Here is a 19367-nt window from a genome sequence, read left to right as displayed (position 1 = left end):
GGGGCGTCGGCAAAACCCGGGTGCGCGCGTTCTCAAAAGGAGGGTCGCGCGTCAGGATGGAGCGCTGTGCCCACACTACATCCACGCTTCGGCAGGGCGATGCTGGCGGAGGCGCTGGCCGCGCCGCTGGCGACCAGCGCAGTGCGCGACATGGTGCGGGCTGCCCCCAAGGCCAGCGTGGCGCCCAGCGCAGAACGCGACAGCTACATCGCAGCGTCACCAAAGTGACCCTTGATCGGCTCCGATCTCGGAACCACGTTTGACGAGTTAGGGCTCGCCGCCTCCAACGCGGAAGTGCGGTTCAGCCGGTGCGAGCCCCATCAGTCGCGACGCGGCGGGCGGGCGAGACGTCCGGAAGCTGATGGATTTCAGCCGCTAACCCGCGGCAGGGCCGGCACGACCCCTCAGCCGCGCGCATAGACGTCCTCCAGCCGCACGATGTCGTCCTCGCCGAGGTAGGCGCCGGACTGCACCTCGATGAGGTTGAGCGGCACCTTGCCCGGGTTGCAGAGGCGATGCGTCGCGCCCAGCGGGATGTAGATGCTCTCGTTCTCGCCCAGGAGCGTCTGGACGCCGTCGAGGTGGACCTCGGCGGTGCCGTTCACCACCACCCAGTGCTCGGCGCGGTGGAAGTGCTTCTGGAGGCTGAGCTTGCCGCCGGGATTGACGGTGATCCGCTTCACCTGGAACCGCTCGCCCACGTGAATGCCCTCGTACCAGCCCCAGGGACGGTAGACCCGGCGGGTCTGCACGGCGGTGGCGTGGTTGGAGGCCTTCAGCCGCTCGACCACCCGCTTCACGTGCTGGTCGGCGTGGCGGCTGGCCACCAGAACCGCGTCGGGCGTGGCGATGACGATCAGGTCCTCGACGCCCACGGTCGCGATCAGCGGCCCCTCGCTCCTCAGGTACGAGCCGCGGGTGTTCTCGGCCAAGGTGTCGCCGATCTCCACGTTGTCGTCCCCGTCGCGGTCCGCGAGCTCCCACAGCGCGCTCCAGGCGCCGACATCGCTCCAGACGAAGGAGGAGGGGACGACGGCGGCCCGAGCGGTCCGCTCCATGACCGCATAGTCGATGGAGATGGACGGACAGGCCGAGAAGGTCTCCGGATCGAGGCGCAGGAAGTCCATGTCGCGGGTGGCGGCGGCAACGGCGGCCTGCACGGCCGCGAGCACCTGCGGCTCGTGCCGCTCCAACTCCTCCAGCACTGCGCGGGCGGGCAGCAGGAAGATCCCGCTGTTCCAGTAGTAGTCGCCGCTTTCGAGGTAGGCTTCGGCGGTGGCGAGGTCCGGCTTCTCGACGAACGCCTCCACCTTGCGCGCCGCTCCGCTCAGCGCCTCTCCGCCGCGGATGTAGCCGTAGCCCGTCGCCGGCGTGTCCGGTTGAATGCCGAACAGCACCAGGGCGCCCTCGCGTGCGGCGGGGAGGCCGGCCTCGATGGCGGCGAGGAAGTCGGCCCTGGCCGGTATGGTGTGGTCGGCCGGCATGACCAGGATCACGGCGTCCGAATCCTCCGAGCTCGTCAGCAGGGCGGCGCTTGCAACCGCGGCGGCGGTGTTCCGGGCTGCGGGCTCGAGCACGATGGTGGGCGCCGCAGCGCCGGCCTCACGCAGCTGTTCGGCGATGACGAACCGATGCTCGGCGTTGGCCACGACCATTACGGGGTGGAAGCGCTTCGCGTCCGCGACCCGCAGCGCGGTCTCCTGCAGCATGGTTCGCGGCCCGGCCAGCGGCAGGAGCTGCTTGGGATAGCTCTCCCGCGACAGCGGCCACAGGCGCGAGCCCGAGCCGCCCGACAGGATCACAGGATAGATCTTCCCCGACATGCGCGCTCCGACTCCCGACAAACCTGAGGTGCTTCTTGCCACGGACCTATTACTGGCAAGCTACAGCGACGTCGAACGCCGGCGGCGGCGGCGGCGGTGCGGCGTGGCGCCGGGGCGACGCCTCCGCTATGTGGCCCGCATGGCCCCCGACTTCCGCAGTCTTTCCGACGCCGCGCGCTGGTACGGCGAGTGGCTGCGCGACGCGGCGCTGCCGCTGTGGTCGACGGAGGGTCTGGATGCAGCGCGGGGCAGCTTCCAGGAGACGCTCACGGTCGACGGCGCCCCGGCGGGCCCGGTGCGACGCAGCCGGGTGCAGACGCGCCAGGTCTGGGTCTTCGCCACGGCCGCTGGGGAAGGCTGGGGCCGCGCCTACGGCGAAATCGCCTGCCGGGCCTTCGATTTCCACCGTGCGCACTACCTGCGGCCGGACGGGCTCTTCGCCCGGGCGGCCGATGCCGAGGGGCGGATCACCGACCCGACGCCGCTGCTCTACGAACAGGCTTTCGCCCTGCTGGCGCTGTCGGGCTTGCACGCGGCCGGCCTCGGCGACCGCAGGGCGGAGGCCGGGGCCCTGCTCGAGGCCGTGGAGGCGCTCCGTCATCCCTGCGGCGGCTGGCGCGAGGCCGGGGAGCGTCCGTTCCAGGCCAACGCCCACATGCACCTGCTGGAGGCGGCGCTCGCCTGGGAGGCGGCGGGGGAGGGGCGCTGGGCCGCCGTCTCGGACGAGATCGCGACGCTCGCGCTGGAGCGCTTCATCCAGGATGGTCTGCTGCGGGAGTTCTTCGACGAGGCCTGGCGGCCGCTCGGGGACCGGGACGGGGGCCTGGTCGAGCCGGGCCACCAGTTCGAGTGGGCGTGGCTGCTGGACCAATGGGCGACTCGGCGCAGCCGGACGGATCTGCGCTCGGTGGTCCAGGGCCTGTTCGAGCGCGGGCTACAGGGCGTCGATCCCGGGCGTGGCGTCGTCGTGGGGTCGGTCTGGCCCGATATGAGCGTGCGCGATCCGGTGGGCAGGCTCTGGGCCCAGACCGAACACCTGCGGGCGGCGGTCGCCTTCGGGACGGAAGCGCAGGCGCTGGCGGCGGCCGCGGGGCTGGCGAAGTTCCTCCACACGCCCAGGGTGGGAACCTGGCGAGACAAAATGCAGGCGGACGGAAGTTTCGTCGACGAGCCGGCGCCCGCCACCTCCCTCTACCACCTGGTCGCCGGGCTCATGCCGCTGCTGGCGCCGGGCAGGGCGCGCGACGGCTAGAAGCGGGTCGTGAGCTGGACCCGCGCATAGAGGCCGGAGTGGCCGCCGGCCTGGCGCACGGCCTCGCCCGGCAGGGCGCACACCGCCGAGAGGTAGAGCTCCGTGCGTGGGGTGAGGGGCAGGCGCGCGTCCGCCTGGCCGAGAACGGCGGTGAGGCGGCCGTGGTCGGGGACGCCGGGCAGGGGGCGGCCGCCGGCGTAGACGGCGTCCCCGGTGGCGTCTCGCGCCACCAGGAAGCCTGAAAGGCCAAGCTCGGCCCCACCGAACACAGCCGAGCCCTCGATCGCCGCCAGCCGGTAGTTGGTCTGGTAGATGAACGGCGCGTCCGACAGGCCGAAGGCGTTCGGATAGAGGGGATCGAACGTCCCCAGCTCGCCGTCTCCGCGCCTTCGATCGCCGCTCGCATAGGCGAGGGCCGCGCCGAGGGTGGGACGTCGCGGCGCGTCGAAGGTGTAGCTCGCGCCCGTCGCCGCCGACGAGGCCGAGATGGTCTGGTTCGAGGCCTCGCCCCACTGCCAGTCCGCCTGCGCCCAGGCGGCCCAGGCGGGCTGCCGGACGGCGTAACGCAGTCCCGCTGTCCACCGCCGCTCCGGGCCCGTGTGATCCGCGAAGCGCGCCTCCGTCCGCGCCCGGCGGAACACGAAGGCGGTGACGAGGCCCGCGGGCGGCCGGTAGTCGACGGACGCGCCGCGGAAGGTTTCTCCGTCATTGGGCCCGTCGTCGAAGGCGCCACGGCGCAGTCGGGTCGGACGCAGCGCGAAGACGGTGAGCCGGACGTCGCCGCGCGCAGCCTGGCCAAGCGCCCCCTGGAAGGTCCGGCGGATCGTGACCCCGTCGCGGGTGGTCACCAGCCGGTTGCCGGAGAGGTCGATCTCCTGGCGGCCGAGGCGGGCGAGGAGCTCGGTCTCCCCGAGGCGCAGCGGCGCGTCCACGAACAGCTGCGCCACGTCGAGCTCGTCCTGGTCCTGGGGTCGGGGACCGGGACGGCGCCCGTCCGCCTCGGCCGCCGCCAGCTGGCCGAAGACCCGCAGCCTGGGCGTGAGGTGCAGGTCGGCGTGCGCCATCGCGCGGCGGCCGAGCTGCAGATAGGCGGGTCCGCCGGCGATCCCGAAGTCGGCCGCGTCCATGCGCTCGAGCCGCACCCGGAGCTCGCCCCCGAGGCTCACCCAGCCCGCCCCGACCGGCAGGTACCTGAGCCGGTCGAGGCCGGTGAGCGGTTCGTGCGCCAGGCCGGCGCAGTCGTCCTTCCACCGGATCGGCTGGGCGGGGCAGGGGACGGGCTCGGCCGCGGCCGCCGCGCCGGCCGCTACGGCGAATGCGACGAGCGCCGCGCCGCCCCGCCTTCGCCAGGCGCCGTCGCCCGGCCCCGCGCCTAGCCCCATAGGTTGAGGAAGCCGGTGATGATCAGGGCGTTGACGAAGTCGATGAAGAAGGCGCCCACCAGCGGCACGGTGAGGAAGGCCCGCGGAGCGTCGGCGTACTTCTCCACCAGGGCCCGCATGATCGCCATGGCGTTGGCCGTCGTGCCCAGCATGAAGCCCGCGAAGCCCCCGGCGGCCACGGCGGCGTCGTAGGTGCGGCCCATGAGCCACCAGACCGGCCCCACCACGAGCAGGGAGACCAGGGCGAGCTGGGCCGCGAGGATGACCATCAGCGGCAGCGCCAGGCCGGCAAGCTGGGTCAGGTCGAGGGTCATGATCGCCAGCACCAGGAACAGCGACAGGGCGATGGCGCCGGCCACCTCGATGGCTGCGATCGGCAGCTTCACGAGCCCCGTCGCGTCGTCCAGGTTGCGCAGCGCGCCTGCCACCAGCATCGCCCCGATGTAGGGCGGCAGGACCACGCCGGCGGACTTGATGGACGCGCTGACGAGGCCGCCCAGCCACATGGAGACCGCGATCAGGGCGGCGGTCTTCAGCACCATGAAGGTCAGGGCCGCATGTCCGTGCGGCGGGCCCGCCTCGGCGGTGACCGTGACCACCGTCTCCAGCGGCGGCTGCAGCCGAGGGTCGAGCCGGCGGCGGACGATCACCCAGGTGGCCAGCGGCGCCCCGAAGACGCTGGCGAGCACGATGCCCGCCATGGCGTTGGCGGTGGCGACGGCGGCGGCCCCGGGCACGCCGGCCGCCTCGAACTGCGGCGCGAACGCCAGGCCGGTGGCGGGGCCACCGGAAAGCGTGGCCGTGCCGGTGAGCACGCCCAGCAGGGGGTTGAGCCCGAACGCCGCCGAGATGCCGGCCCCGAGCAGGGCCTGGAGAACGGCGACCGCGGCGGCGAGGCCCAGCAGCAGCACGACCTGCGGTCCGCCCCGCATCAGCAGGCGATAGCTCGCCGCGAATCCCAGGGTGGTGAAGAAGGCGATCATCATCGGGCTCTGCAGCGCGGCGTCGAACTTCACCGGCGGCAGTCCCGAAAGCCGGGCGGCGAGCGCCACCAGCGCGGCCAGCATCCCGCCTATCACCGGGGCCGGCAGGTTCAGCTGGTCGAGAAGGCGGACGCGGTCGCGCAGGCCGTAGCCCACCAGCAGCAGGACGCAGCCCAGGGCGGTGGTCTCGAGGGCGTTGAGCGTCAAGGACGCGCTCCGGGGCGGGACCGACAGGCCATGGCGCTCAAGGTTCGCAGCTCCCCCGCCGGCGGGATTCGTCCGGCCTTCGTCCGGGAATGTCGGCACACTCACGCTTCCGCCGCAACTCGGTTGCGCGCCCGGCGCCTATGCTTTGCCGGCCACTGCCCCAAACCGAAGGGCATGGCCTGTGAGCGTGCGCGCCCGTTGGGCGAGAGCGACACCCGGGCACTCTACCCACGGCGGCAGTTGGCCTGACGCAGGGGAAGTCCAAACCCATAGCGGGCAGTTATGGGATTCCCCCTATTGGGAAGGGGGCGTCGGATTGACAATACACCCGACGCAATCGAACCCTTCGAATAGCTGCGGGCAACACTCCGACGTGACCGGCGAATAACAAGAAGCCCTGGTGCGGAGCGGTCTTTTCTGTCCGTCAACTGCGAGGGGGCCTTATGACAAGCCATGCACCGTTGACCCGTCTGTGCGCCGGGCGCGCCGCACCTGCCCGCACAGCGGGGCTGGCGAGCGCTTCCGCCGTGGCCCTGGCCCTGGCCATCCAGCCCGGCCCGGCCCTGGCGCAGACCGCCGGAGGCGCCACCGACGTCCAGGAACTGGTGGTCACCGGCACCCGGGTGGTGCGCGACGGCTACCAGGCCCCGACCCCCCTGACCGTGGTCAGCGAACAGGAGCTGGCGGCGGCCGCGCCCTCCAACGTGGCGGACTTCGTCAACGACATCCCCTCCATCGCCGGCAGCAACACGCCGCAGACCTCGAACGCCTCGATCAGCGCCGGCACGTCGGGCGTGAACGCCCTGAACCTGCGCGCCCTGGGGATCGAGCGCACCCTGGTGCTGCTCGACGGGCAGCGGTCGGTGGGCTCGACGATCACCGGCGCCGTCGACGTCAACACCTTCCCGCAGGGCCTCATCAAGAGCGTCGAGATCGTGACGGGCGGCGCCTCGGCCGCCTACGGCTCCGACGCCGTCTCCGGGGTCGTGAACTTCATCCTGGACCGCGACCTGGAGGGCGTGAAGGGCTCCGTCGAGTATGGCCAGACGACCTACGGGGACGACGACCAGTACCGGGTGAACATCAGCGCGGGCCTGCCTTTCGCCGGCGGCCGCGGCAAGGTGCTGTTCAATGCCGAACTGGTGGACCGCGAGGGCATCTACGGGGTGCCACGCGACTGGAACCGGAAGGGCTGGTACATCATCACAAACCCGGCCTACGCGGTCGGCAACGGCCAGCCGGAATGGCTGCTTACCCCGAACGCGGGCCTCAGCAACGCCACGCCGGGCGGCATCATCGTCAACACGCCTTTGCGCGGCACGGCCTTCGGGCCGGGCGGCGTGGTCTATCAGCAGACCTACGGCACCACCCGCGACCCGTGGATGATCGGCGGCGACTGGCAGGCGGTGCAGGTCAACGACAAGCAGTCCCTGGACGCCGACGAGCGGCGCAAGGGCGTCTTCGCGCGCGCCAGCTTCGACATCACCGACAGCCTCGGCGTCTTCGGCCAGGCTTCCTACAACGAGCACGCGTCCCTGGGCTGGACCGGCGTCCAGTTCAACCAGGGCAACGTCACCATCCGCTCGGACAACGCCTTCCTGCCGGCGGCCATCCGCCAGCAGCTGGCGTCCCTGAACATCGCGAGCTTCAACCTCGGCACCACAAACGCCGACCTTCCCATCCGCAAGACCGACAACAAGCGCTCCGTGACCCGCTTCGTGGTGGGGGCCAACGGCCGGTTCGACCTGATGGGCGACGAATGGAAGTGGGACGCCTACTACCAGCGCGGCAAGACCGAGACCTTCGAGATGGCTCGGGACATCACCAACAACGCGCGCCTGGCCCTGGCGCAGGACGCGGTGTTCCGGCCCGGCGCCAACGAGATCGTCTGCCGCTCGACCCTGACGAACCCGACGAACGGCTGCGTGCCGTTCAACCGCATGGGCATCGGCGTCAACTCGCCGGAGGCCCTCGCCTATATCCTCGGCAATCCCTACCGCCGGCAGTTCTTCACCCAGGACGTGGCGGCGGCGAACCTGGCCGGCAATCCGTTCTCCACCTGGGCGGGGCCGGTCTCGGTCGCCGTGGGCGTGGAGCACCGGAAGGAAGCGGTCTCCGGCGATGTGCCCACCCAGTACCGCTCGGGGTGGTTCGTGGGCAACTACCTCCCCACCTTCGGTTCCTACAAGGTGACCGAAGGCTACCTGGAGACGGTCGTGCCGCTGTGGGAGGGCCTCGACGTCAACGCCGCGGTCCGCGTCACCGACTATTCCACCTCCGGCCGCGTGGAAACGTGGAAGCTGGGCGCGACCTATGCGCCGATCCCCGACGTCCGGTTCCGCGTCACCCGGTCCCGCGACATCCGCGCCCCCAACCTGAACGAGCTGTTCGCCGCCGGGACCAGCCGGACCAATGTTCTCGTCGATCCGTTCAACAACAACCAGAACACCCAGTTCCTGGAGGTGACCACGGGCAACCTGGCGCTCCAGCCCGAGAAGGCGGACACCTGGGGCGTGGGGGTCGTGCTGCAGCCCTCGTTCCTGCCCGGCTTCGCCGCGGCGATCGACTACTTCGACATCCGGATCGACGGGGCGATCGGCGCCGTGAGCGCCCAGACCATCGTCGACCGCTGCTTCGAGGGGGTGTCGGCGTACTGTGCGGCGGTCACCCGCTCCGGCAACCTGATCAGCCGGGTGTCGGTCAGCCCCTTCAACTTCGCCGAGCGCGAGGCGGAAGGGATCGACTTCGAGGCTTCCTACCGTATGGAGCTCGCCGGCGGCGACCTGACCCTCCGCGGCGTCGCCACCTATTACATGAAGAACTACAACAACAACGGGATCGACCAGCCCACGGACCGGGCGGGGGAGAACGCCGCCAACGGACCGCCCGAGCTCATCTGGCGCGCCACGGCCACCTGGCTCTCGGATCCCTGGACGGTGCAGCTCACCGCCCGTGGGGTGTCGGAAGGGACCTACGACAACTCGTTCGTGGAGTGCACCTCGTCCTGCCCGGCCTCGACCATCGCCAACCGGACGATCAACGACAACCACATCGACGGCGCCTACTACCTCGACGCCGCGGTGAGCTACGACCTCGACTTCGCGGGGATGGAGCGCACCCAGCTGTTCTTCAACGTCAACAACATCCTGAACCGCGACCCGGAAATCGTGGCCTACGGCCCCGCCGGCACGGCCTACGGCAACCCCTCCACCAACCAGGGGGTCTACGACATACTCGGGCGCGTCTACCGCGTCGGCGTCCGCTTCAAGTACTGAGGCCCTCGCGGGCCTGTGAAAACCTTGGGAGTAGTGCTTTGAACCAGTTGCGCGGAATCAAGACGAAGCCCCGCACGGGCCGACGGTCGCTGCTCCTGGCCGGCCTGGCGTTCGGCCTGGCCGCCTCCGCGTCCGCTTGGGCGCAGGCGGCCGACTATGACGTGCTGATCCGTGGCGGCCGGGTCTTCGACGGCTCGCTCAAGCCGGGCGTGCTCGCCGACGTGGCGATCAAGGGCGACCGGATCGTCAAGGTGGGCGACATCCCAGCGTCGGCGACCGCGGACCAGGTGGTGGACGCCAAGGGCCGCTATGTGACCCCCGGCTTCATCGACCCGCACTCCCATGCCGCTCCCGGGATCGAGACCGCCGAACTCGCCGCGGCCCAGCCCATCCTCTACCAGGGCATCACGACCGTGATGCTCAACCCCGACGGCGGCGGGCCGGGCGACCTGCGCCCGCAGGTGGCGGCCATCGAGAAGCACGGGCCCGGCGTGAACGTGGCGCCGATGATCGGGCACAACGGCGTCCGCAAGGACGTGATGGATCTGGCCAACCGCAAGGCCACGCCGGCCGAACTGGCCCGCATGCAGGCGCTCGTAAAGGACGCCATGGACTTCGGGGCTTTCGGCCTCTCCAGCGGCCCGTTCTATGTGCCGGGCAAGTACTCCGACACCGCCGAGCTGGTGACCCTCGCCAAGGTGGCCGCCCCCTATCCCCACGCCTTCCACATCAGCCACATCCGCGACGAGTCGAGCTACGACGTGGGCGTGCTTGGCGCGATCGAGGAGCTGATCACCGTCTCTCGGGAGGCGAAGATCCCAGGCGTGGTGACCCACATGAAGATGCTGGGTCCGTCGGTCTGGGGAAAATCCGTCGAGGCGATCAAGCTGATCAATGAGGCGCGCGCCCAGGGGCTGTCGATCTGGGCCGACCAGTACGCCTATGCCGCGTCGGGTTCGGGCCTGCAGCCGTCGCTGCTGCCGGGCTGGGCCCAGGAGGGCGGCAAGGACGCCATCGCCAAGCGGCTGCAGAACCCCGAACAGAGGGCGTTGATCCGCAAGGAGATGGTGTCAAACATGGCTCGCCGCGGCGGGCCCAACTCGATGATGATCCGCGGCTACGATCCCGATCCGTCGCTCGAAGGCAAGCGGCTCGACGAGATCGCCCGGGCCCGCCTGCAGGATCCCGTCGACACCGCCATCGACATGCTGATCAAAGGCGGCGCCGGCATCGTCTCGTTCAACATGAACGAGAAGGACGTCGAGAACCTGATGAAGCAGCCCTGGACCATGACCTCCAGCGATGGCGCGCTCGTGAAGTTCGGCGAGGGAGCGGAGCACCCCCGCGCCTACGGCGCCTTCCCGCGCAAGCTGCGGCGGTATGTGGTCGAGAAGAAGGTCATCAGCTGGGAGCAGGCGATCCATTCCGCCACCGCCCTCACGGCGGAGGTGTTCGCCATCAAGGACCGCGGCGTGATCCGTCCCGGCGCCTACGCCGACGTGCTGGTGTTCAACCCCGAGACCGTCCGCGACGTGGCCACCTACGAGAAGCCCCACGCCTATTCCGAAGGCATGGAGTTCGTCTTCGTGAACGGCAAGGCGGCGGTGGCGAACGGGAAGGTCACCCCGCAGCGCTACGGCAAGGTGCTGCTGCGCACCCGCGGCGACTGACAGGATCTGTTGCGGGGCGGTCCGGCTCTGGACCGCCCGACCCTGCCGTGAGTGGATGCGTCCGATGAACCACCAGTCCCCGCCCGTCGCCCCGGGGCCCGCCTGGGCCGCCCGCGTCTCCGATGCGGTCGGCGCGGCGGTGCTGGGCCAGAAGCCGATCATCGAGCGGCTGCAGATCGCGCTGCTGGTGGGCGGTCACGTCCTGCTGGAGGGAATGCCCGGCCTGGCCAAGACCTTGCTGGTGAAGTCGCTGGGCGCGGTGATGGGGCTTGAGTTCGAGCGCATCCAGTTCACGCCCGACCTGCTGCCGAGCGACGTCGTGGGCACAATGGTCTACTCCCCGCACGACGGGAGCTTCACGCCTCACAAGGGACCGGTATTCGCCAACGTCGTGCTGGCCGATGAGATCAACCGCTCGCCCGCCAAGGTGCAGAGCGCCCTGCTCGAGGCGATGCAGGAGCGGCAGGTGACCATTGGCGGAGTCCGCCACGAGCTGCCCGACCCCTTCCTGGTGCTGGCCACGCAGAACCCTGTGGAGCATGAGGGCACCTATCCGCTCCCGGAGGCGCAGACCGACCGGTTTCTATTCAAGTTGCTCCTCGACTACCCGAGCGCCGAGGAGGAGCTGCAGATGCTGGACCGCTGGGGCTCGGCCAGCCATGCGCCGCGCCTGGAGCGGGTCTCCAACGCCGCGGAGCTGCTGAGCCTGCGCGCGGCGGTGGACGAGGTCCACATGGCGCCGGAGATCGCGGCCTACATCCTGGCGCTCGTGCGGCGCACGCGGGAGCTCGCCGCCTCGCGGGCCGGCGACATGCGGCTGCTGGCCTTCGGGGCGTCGCCGCGCGCGACCCTGGCCCTCTACCAGGCCAGCCGCGCGCTGGCCTTCCTCCGCGGCGCGGCCCAGGTGACGCCGGACCTGGTGCAGGAGATCGCGGGCGACGTGCTGCGCCACCGCATCGGCCTGACCTACGAGGCGGAGGCCGCCGGCATGGCGCCCGACTCCATCGTCGACCAGACGCTCGCGGCTGTCCCCGTCCCCGGCTGAGCTGGGGACGCCGCGGATGAACGCCCCGTCGCGGATCCTCGACCAGCGCGCCCTCGCTGCGCTGCGTCGGCTGGAGTGGCGGCTGCGCCGAAGGCCGGTGGAGACCCCGCTGGCCGGGGAGTACCGCTCCATCTTCCGTGGCCGCGGGATGGAGTTCGACCAGGTCGTCAAGTACGAGTTCGGGGACGACGTCCGCGACGTGGACTGGAACGTCACCGCGCGGCTGGGCGAGCTTTACCGCAAGGTGTTCGTCGAGGAGCGCGAACTCACCGTCTTCGTTGTGCTCAGCGACGACCCGGCGCTGCAGTTCGGCTCCGGCCGGGCGGCCAAGCGCGACACCCTGCTGGAACTCGCATCGCTCGTGCTGATGCTGGCGGTGGTGAACCGCGAGCGGGCCGGGCTGCTGCATCTTCGGCCGGACGGGGCGCGACTGTTCGAGCCGAGTCGCCGCCGCGCACGGATCCTGCATGCGGTGGCCAGCCTGTTCTCCGCCGAGGCGCCTGACCCTGCGGCGGGCGCCTTCACGGGCTCGCCGTTATTCGACCAGCCGCCGCCGCGGGGCGGTCTGGTGGTCTGGCTGGGGGAGGTCCCAGCCTTCCCGCCGCCGCCGGAATGGGCCGCCTTCCGCCGCCGGCATCCGGTGATCGGCATGCGGGTGGAGGACGCCTGGGAGCGCACTGGCCCGACGGTCCAGGACTTCACCGCCTACGACCCCCACGCCCACGAGGTGGTCTGGTTCGACGGCTCGCGGGAGGGACGCGCGGCGCACGCCGCCTGGCGGGCGGAGCGCGAGCGGCTGTGGGCCGAATGGTGGCCGGATGCGCGCGATCGGCTGGTGGTGGACGCCGAGGCCGATCCCCTGACCGCCCTGGTCCGCTTCCTGCGCACGCGGGACGGCGGCGCCCATGCGCGCGGGCCGGCGACCCGATGAGCAGCTTCGGCTTCGCCCAGCCCTGGCTCTTCGCGGCCCTCCTGCTGATCCCGGCCGCCATGGCCTGGCGGCGCAGGCGCGGCCGTACGCCAGTGTGGCTGGTGCCCTACGCGGCCGCCTGGACGGCTCGCGGCAGGGGCGGGGCGAGCCTGCCCTTGCGGGTGGTCGCGCTCTATGCGGCCATGGCCCTGCTCACCGTGGCGGCCGCCCGGCCGCAGCGGACGGACCAGCGGGAGGCGGTGGTCTCGCGGGGCCACGATCTGATGCTGGCGGTCGACCTGTCCACCTCGATGCTCGCCGAGGACTACCGGGGCCCGAACGGGCCGATCAACCGCCTGGAGGCGATCCGGCCGGTGATCCGCCGCTTCATCACCCAGCGCCCGAACGACCGGATCGGCGTGGTCGTCTTCGCCGCCCGCGCCTATACGCTCGCGCCGCTGACCACCGACCACGACTGGCTCGACCGGCAGGTGGCGGCCATCCGCATCGGAATGCTGGAGGACGGCACCGCCATCGGCGACGGGCTGGGGATCGCGTTGACCGGCCTGGAGGCGGCCAGGCCCGAAGAGGGAGAGGCGTCCGCGGGGCAGTTCGTGGTGCTGCTGACCGATGGGGCGAACACCAGCGGGACGCTGACGCCGCCACAGACCACGGCCATCGCCCGCTACCGCAAGGTCCCCGTCTACACGGTGGGGGCGGGACGCGACGGCATGGTTCCGTTCCCGGTGTTCGACGACGCCGGGCGGCGGACCGGCACCCGGCAGTTCCCCTCGAGCCTCGACGTCGAGGCGCTGAAGACCATGGCGGCCGAAACGGGCGGGCGCTTCCTGCCGGCCGGGGACGTGAAGGCGCTGGAGGCGGCCTTCCGGTCCATCGATGGCGCGCGCAAGACAGAGTTCCGGGTGCGCACGCGGCGGGTGACCACGGAGCTGTTTCCCTGGGCGCTCGGTCCGGCGCTGCTGCTGCTGGTCCTGGCGGCCCCGGTGTGGGGGGCGCTGGCCGGCCGCGTCCCCAGGCTGGCGCCTCCATGAGCCTGCTGTGGCCGCAGATGCTGTGGCTGGCGCTGCTGGCGCCGTCGCTGATCGCCGCGGAGTGGCTGCTGGCGCGGCGCCGGCGGGGCTCGGCGGCCGCCGGCTTCGTTCACATCCGTCGCGGCGTCGCGGCGGGCGGCCGGGTGAGCTTCGACCCCGCGGCGGCGGGCGCCGCGGCGGCGTCCTGGCGCCTTTGGGCCGCCTTCCTGCTGATCGTCCTGGCGCTGGCCCGCCCGCAGTGGGGGCAGGCGCCGCGCGCCCCGGACGCCGAGGCCCCGGGCGAGGTGCTGATCGCGCTGGACCTGTCCCGCAGCATGCTGGCGCAGGATGTGGCGCCGACGCGGCTGGAGCGGGCGCGGGCGCTTGCGGCGCGGCTGGCCGAGGATCTGCCGGACCGGCGGGTGGGGCTGATCGCTTTCGCCGGCAGCGCCCACCTCCTGGCCCCGCCCAGCGAGGACCGGGCGGTCCTGCGCGCCTACCTGCCGCGCATGGCGCCCGAGCACATGCCTGAGCCCGGCACCAGCTTCCCCGACCTCTTGGACGTGGCGCTGGCGGGGTTCAGCGCTGCGCCGCAGGGCCGCGCCCTGGTGGTGCTGAGCGACGGCGAGGCCGAGCCGGGCTCGTGGGACGCGCAGGCCTCCGCCCTGCGGCGGAACGGCGTGCAGGTGGTCGCCGTGGGCGTCGGGACCGAGGGCGGGGGGCCGGTGATGCTGGCCGTCGACCGGCCGGTGCGGACGCCGGCCGGTGCGCCGGTGGTGTCGCGCCTGGACCCGGGGGCGCTGCGGGCGCTGGCCGCGTCCACCGGCGGCCGGTACCTGGACATGGCGGGCGCGGCCGGGCTGGCCGACGCCGTCCGCGCCGCCAGCGCGCTACCCCCGGAAGGCGCGGCGCGCGCCCCCGAAGCGCGGCCGGCGCGGGCCGACCGTTTCGCGTGGTTCGCGGCCGCGGCCCTGGTCCTGCTCGCCTGGAGCGCGGTGACGGAGTTCACGGCCCGGCCGCGCCTTCGCCGCCGGCGAGCGGCGGCGAAGGCGGCGCTGGCCGCCGCCCTGCTCGCGGCGGTGACGCCCCTGGGAACTCAGGCCGCCGCGCCGTTGCTCACCGAAACCGACCTGCAGGGCGAGAAGGATCCGCTGGAACAGCTGAAGGAGGTGGTGGCGGAGCTGGTGGGCAAACCCGCACTGGGCGCCGGCGACTACCTGCGCGTGGCCGAGGCGGCGTCGCGCTACGGCGAGATCCACCGCGGCCACGGCCACGGGCTGGAGGAGGGCGTGCTGCGCGACGGCCTCGCCGCGGTGGCGGCCGGGCGGCGGCTGGACGCCGACCTCGCCGACTGGGGGCGGCTGCAGGCCAAGCTCGAACGCCTGCTCGAGCCACCGCCGCTGGTCCCTCCCGATCCGGGCCCGCACGATCCCGCCAATGAACCCGTAGGGGCCGAGGGCGCAGCGCCGCCGCCGGGCGAGGACGCACGCGACAGCCGAGACGAGGAGGCTGGCCAGGATGATAAGGCCCCGACGGCCGGGGAGCAGGGCCTGCAAAACGTGGGCGGAAGCGAACGCGACGCCTACGACGCCGCCGAATGGCGCGAGCCCGCGCTCGTCCAGACGCTCGACCAGCTGCAGCGGCTTCGCGCCGCCGACTCGCCGGCCGAACTGTTCGCCCTGATGAACGCCCGCCGGCGCGCGGCGCGGCCCCGGGAGCAGACGTGGTGAGCCGCTTCGCTGCGCTCGTGGGGCTGCTCCTGGCCATGTCGGGCGGCCCGGCGGCGGCCCAGGGGCCGGCGCCCACCGGGGCGTTCGAGGCGCCGGGCCGGCCCGTCTGGGCCGGCGAGGTGTTCGACCTCACCCTTGCCTGGCGGGTGGACTGGGCCACCTTCCAGAACCTCGACGGCGAGCTCAGCTGGACCCCTGGCCCCCTGGTGGCGGAGCCTTGGGGCCCGCCGGCGCTGCGCGGCCCGCCGACCGACGGGTGGGCCACCATCGCCCTCAGGACCCGGGCCGTGGCCCTGCAGCCGGGCCGGATCGACCTGCGGCCGGCGCAGCAGCGGATGATCGTCCAGACCGGCATGGTCGACATGGAGGAGTACCGGCGGGCGGTGACGGGGCCGGTCAGCGTACGCAGCGCGCCCGGCCGCCTCGAGGTTCGACCGCTGCCCCCGGCGCCGCCGGGCTTCACCGGCGCGGTCGGGCGGTTCGTCGCGACCTCGGCGGTGGACAAGGCCGAGGTCCGGGTCGGCGACCCGGTCACCTGGACGGTGACCCTCACGGGGGTCGGCAACTGGCCGGCGATCACGGGGCTTGCGCCGCGGCAGGTCTCGCGCGATTTCGAGGTGCTGGGCGCGCCCAAGCTGGCCGAGGACAAGTCCGCGACCCTGTTCGAGCGCTCGGTGCGGGAGAGCGTCACCCTCGTGCCGCAGAGGGCCGGGACCTATGTCCTGGGCGCTTTCGAGATGGTGACCTTCGATCCGCAGCCGGGCCGGTACGTGACCGTGCGGGCGCCCCCGGTCACCCTGACCATCCGGCCGGGCCCCAACGGCGACCTCGCGCCACCGCCGGGCCCGCCCGCGCGGGCCGACGCCGACATCCTGCCGCCGATGCTGCACGGCCGGGGAGCCGCCCTGGCGCCGCCGTCCGACGTCGCCTTCGCCGCGGGCCTCGCGCTGGCCCCTTTGGCGCTGGCCGGCCTGTGGCTGTCGTTGGCCCTGCGCCGGGCCTGGTGCCTCGACCCGGAGCGGCCGGCACGAGGCGCGCACGCCCGGCTTGCACGTACGCTGGCGCGGCTGGCGCAGGACCCCGCGCCGGCCGAGCGCCGGCGGCTTGTGCGGGCCTGGCAGGCCGACGCCGGCGCGCGCTGGAAGCTCGGGCGGGCCGCGCCGACCCCGAACAGCTTCGGGTCCCAGCACGCCTGGCGCCAGCTGTGGGCCGAGGCCGACCTCTTCCTCTATGGCCCTGCAGGCCGGCTTCCTGACGACTGGGCTGCACGCGCCAGCCAAGCCCTGGCCGAACTGGGCGCGCCGCCGGCCTTCTCGCCCGCGACGACCTTCCGCCCGGCCAACCTCCTGCCCGCGGCCTGCGCCGTCCTGGCGGTGGCGGTGCTGGGCGCTGCGGGCGCCGGCGGGGCCGCGCCGGCCCTGACCGAGCCGGCCCTGACCGAGCCGGCCCTGCGCAAGGCGCTCGCCGACCAGCCGGCCGACTGGCGGACCCGCCACAACCTCGCCGTCACCCTGGCCGCCCGCGGGCGCTGGGACGAGGCGGCCGGGCAGGCGGCGGTCGCCTGGTTGCAGCAGCCCGGGGCGCCCGAGACCCGCGTGCTCTGGCTTCGCGCCGCCGGCAAGGCCGGCTACAGCCTGGATCGGCGGGCCAGCGTCCCGCGGCCGCGCGCCGGCCTGGCGCGGGCCGCGGCGGTGGCGTCGCCGGCGGCGTGGCGCTGGCTGGCGCTGGGGTTCGCCTGGGCGTTTGCGGGCGGCCTGGCGCTGGTCCTCGCCGCCCGCTTCGGCCAGGGCCTTCTACGGCTGCGCGCCGCAGGTTTCGCGCTCGCCGCCTTCTCCGCCCTGGGCGGGGGGACCGCCGCCTCGGCGCTGATGTTCTACGGCGTGCTGGCGAGCCCCGAGGCGGTGCTGGTCTGGAAGGCGGGGCCGCTGCGGCCGCTGCCGGTGGACACCCCCGCCGAGACCGCTCCGGTGCAGCTGGCCGCCGGCGCCGCAGGGCGCGTCGATCGGGAGTTCCTCGGCTGGCGGCGCCTGCGCCTGGGCGACGGCCGGGCGGGCTGGACTCGCCGCGAGAACCTGGTCTGGGTATGGACCGCGGATCAGTAGCCGCGCGTGCGGTCCACCACCCCGACCAGGGGCTCGCCCGCGACGGCGCGGCGCAGGTTGGCGACGATGCCGGCGCCGGCGCTCGACGGATGGGTCACCGCCGCCGCGTGGGGCGTGACCACGATGCGCGGATCGCCCCAGAACGGATGCTCCGCCGGCAGCGGCTCGGTCTCGAACACGTCGAGGGTGGCGCCCGCCAGGCGGCCAGCGTCGAGGGCCGGAATCAGGTCCGCCTCCACCAGATGGCCGCCTCTCCCGACGTTGATCAGGTACGCCCCCGTGAGCGCGGCGAACGTCTCCGCGTTGAGGATGCCCCGTGTCTGTGGCGTAAGCGGCAGGACGCACACCACGATCTCGCATCCGGCAAGGGTCTCGGCGAGAGGACCGTTCGCGGTCTGCACACCGGGCAGGCTGCGGAGCGAACGGCTCCAGCCCCGCACGTCGAATCCGAGGCTTGCGAGGGCGGCCGCGCAGGCGCCGCCGATCTCCCCCAGCCCCAGCACGGCGACCTTGCGGTCGCGGGCGAGCGGCGGTTGGAGCGGTCGCCACTCCCGCCGCTGCTGCTGGTCCCCGTAGATCGGCATCAGCCGGTGGTAGTGCAGCACGCGCTCGGCCACGTATTCGGCCATGCCGACGCTGAGGCTCTCGTCGAGCATCCGCACGACCGGCGCCTCCGGCAGCTCCGGGTCGAGCAGCAGCCGGTCGACACCGGCTCCGATCCAGAAGATCGCCTTCACAGCCGGGAAGCGGCCGAGGAACCCCGGCGGATGCTGCCAGGCCACGATGTAGTCGACCTCGCCGGGGTCGCCGGCCTCCGGCCAACGCCGGATCTCCACCAGCTCGGCGGCCGGCTGCAGCGCCTCCAGCCAGGCCTCGGCGTCGGGCCGGAAATAGGCGAACAGCAGGACAGGACGGCCTTGGGCGTTCAACTCTGCATCCCGAACGGTCACGGCCCCGCCAGCGCGGCCGGCCCCAGCAAGTCCATGAACTGAGGGACCAATGCAACCACCGCGCGGCGCGAACGCCAACTCCCTGAACCTCCGGCACATCGAGATCTTCCACGCGGTGTATCGCGCGGGCTCCATCAGCGCCGCCGCCCGCGGCCTGAACGTCTCCCAGCCCTCGGTGAGCAAGGTGCTCAAGCACGCCGAGGGACGCCTGGGCTTTCCGCTCTTCCGGCTGGTGAAGGGACGCCTCGTCCCCACGGACGAGGCCCACGCGCTCTTCCCCGACGTGGACGAGATCTACGGTCGCATCGAGTCCCTTCGCGAGACCACCCGCAACCTCCTCAACGGGGGCGACGCCCACCTGCGGGTGGCCATGCTTCCCTCCCTGGGACTCGGCGTGGTGCCGGAGGTGGTGGCCAGGTTCCACCAGCGGCATCCGGGCGTCAGCTTCACCCTGCAGACCCTGCACAACGAGGACATGCTGCGGGCGCTGTACGAGCGCAAGTCTGACCTCGCCGTCGCCTACGAGGCGCCGCGTCATCCCAGGCTGGCGCATACCCGCATCGGCACCGGCGAGCTGGTCCTGCTCTACCGCCGCGAACACTTGCCCGAGGCGCCGCCCCGGCTGAGCATCGAGGCGTTCCCCAACCAGGAGATGATCAGCCTGGCCGGCAGCGGGCCCGTGGGAGCGCTGTTCGCCACGGAGGTGATCCAGCGCAGCCCCGGCCGGGCCGAGGGTCTCGTCGCCCAGACCTACTACATCGCTGCGGCGCTCGTGCGGCACGGCGCCGGCGTGGCCATCGTCGACGAGTTCACCGGACGGGCCCACCGCGGCCCGGACCTGGATTTCCGCCCACTGGAGGACGCGGTGACCTTCGGCGTCTACGGCATCTACCTGGAGGACCAGCCGCTCTCCAAGACCGCCCGGGCATTCGTCAGCGCGCTGAAGGCCGGGATCCAGGATCTGCAGGGCGCATAACCTCGGGCTATAAGTCACCTCTCTCTTTCGA

The 19367-nt window shown here is 72.5% G+C and carries 13 protein-coding genes; 9 read left to right on the top strand and 4 right to left on the bottom strand.

Annotated features, from left to right (window positions below; all coding sequences use genetic code 11):
* Positions 1-404 precede the first annotated feature (404 nt).
* On the bottom strand, positions 405-1823 hold the full coding sequence (locus VM685_RS16575; protein ID WP_325461285.1) for a mannose-1-phosphate guanylyltransferase/mannose-6-phosphate isomerase: 1419 nt from the start codon (positions 1821-1823) through the stop codon (positions 405-407).
* A 139-nt stretch (positions 1824-1962) separates the two neighbouring features.
* On the opposite strand from VM685_RS16575, the gene VM685_RS16570 reads away from it, so the two are divergent.
* A complete protein-coding gene (locus tag VM685_RS16570; protein WP_325461284.1) occupies positions 1963-3075 on the top strand; it encodes an AGE family epimerase/isomerase in 1113 nt (370 codons plus the stop codon).
* Here VM685_RS16570 and VM685_RS16565 read toward each other — a convergent pair.
* Positions 3072-4457, bottom strand: a complete 1386-nt coding sequence (locus VM685_RS16565; protein WP_325461283.1) for an alginate export family protein — start codon at positions 4455-4457, stop codon at positions 3072-3074. The two genes, VM685_RS16570 and VM685_RS16565, sit on opposite strands and share 4 nt — an antisense overlap.
* Positions 4448-5647, bottom strand: a complete 1200-nt coding sequence (locus VM685_RS16560) for a sodium/glutamate symporter (RefSeq protein ID WP_325461282.1) — start codon at positions 5645-5647, stop codon at positions 4448-4450. Before VM685_RS16560 ends, VM685_RS16565 begins: the two co-directional genes overlap by 10 nt.
* A 527-nt stretch (positions 5648-6174) precedes the next feature.
* Between VM685_RS16560 and VM685_RS16555 the strand changes: the two genes are divergently transcribed.
* From VM685_RS16555 to VM685_RS16525, 7 genes are all read left to right on the top strand, one after another.
* Entirely contained in the window at positions 6175-8922 is a 2748-nt protein-coding gene (locus tag VM685_RS16555; RefSeq protein ID WP_325461281.1) for a TonB-dependent receptor plug domain-containing protein, read from the top strand.
* Positions 8923-8960: 38 nt separating this feature from the next.
* Positions 8961-10592: an N-acyl-D-amino-acid deacylase family protein gene (locus VM685_RS16550; RefSeq protein WP_325461280.1), complete on the top strand. Its 1632-nt coding sequence runs from the start codon at positions 8961-8963 to the stop codon at positions 10590-10592.
* A gap of 64 nt (positions 10593-10656) precedes the next feature.
* Positions 10657-11637: a MoxR family ATPase gene (locus VM685_RS16545; protein WP_325461279.1), complete on the top strand. Its 981-nt coding sequence runs from the start codon at positions 10657-10659 to the stop codon at positions 11635-11637.
* 16 nt (positions 11638-11653) lie between these two features.
* The gene (locus VM685_RS16540; RefSeq protein WP_325461278.1) at positions 11654-12568 is read left to right on the top strand and encodes a DUF58 domain-containing protein; all 915 of its coding nucleotides are present in this window, start codon (positions 11654-11656) and stop codon (positions 12566-12568) included.
* Positions 12565-13599 carry a VWA domain-containing protein gene (locus tag VM685_RS16535; protein WP_325461277.1) on the top strand — a complete coding sequence of 345 codons (1035 nt, stop codon included), beginning with the start codon at positions 12565-12567 and terminating at the stop codon, positions 13597-13599. The genes VM685_RS16540 and VM685_RS16535 overlap by 4 nt, the downstream gene beginning before the upstream one ends.
* Positions 13596-15308 carry a vWA domain-containing protein gene (locus VM685_RS16530; protein WP_325461276.1) on the top strand — a complete coding sequence of 571 codons (1713 nt, stop codon included), beginning with the start codon at positions 13596-13598 and terminating at the stop codon, positions 15306-15308. Before VM685_RS16535 ends, VM685_RS16530 begins: the two co-directional genes overlap by 4 nt.
* Positions 15305-17410 (top strand): BatD family protein, encoded by a 2106-nt coding sequence (locus VM685_RS16525; protein WP_325461275.1) that lies wholly within the window; start codon positions 15305-15307, stop codon positions 17408-17410. The genes VM685_RS16530 and VM685_RS16525 overlap by 4 nt, the downstream gene beginning before the upstream one ends.
* On the opposite strand, the gene VM685_RS16520 is transcribed toward VM685_RS16525, so the two are convergent.
* Positions 17404-18339, bottom strand: coding sequence for a glyoxylate/hydroxypyruvate reductase A (locus VM685_RS16520; protein WP_325461274.1), 936 nt, complete (start codon positions 18337-18339; stop codon positions 17404-17406). The two genes, VM685_RS16525 and VM685_RS16520, sit on opposite strands and share 7 nt — an antisense overlap.
* Positions 18340-18409: 70 nt before the next feature.
* On the opposite strand from VM685_RS16520, the gene VM685_RS16515 reads away from it, so the two are divergent.
* Positions 18410-19336 (top strand): LysR family transcriptional regulator, encoded by a 927-nt coding sequence (locus VM685_RS16515; RefSeq protein WP_325461273.1) that lies wholly within the window; start codon positions 18410-18412, stop codon positions 19334-19336.
* Positions 19337-19367 lie beyond the last annotated feature (31 nt).

The sequence above is a fragment of the Phenylobacterium sp. genome (assembly GCF_035539035.1).
In the GTDB taxonomy this organism is placed as follows: domain Bacteria; phylum Pseudomonadota; class Alphaproteobacteria; order Caulobacterales; family Caulobacteraceae; genus Phenylobacterium.
The sequence above is the reverse complement of the archived record's forward strand: the minus strand, read 5'-3'. Positions and strand labels throughout refer to the sequence as shown.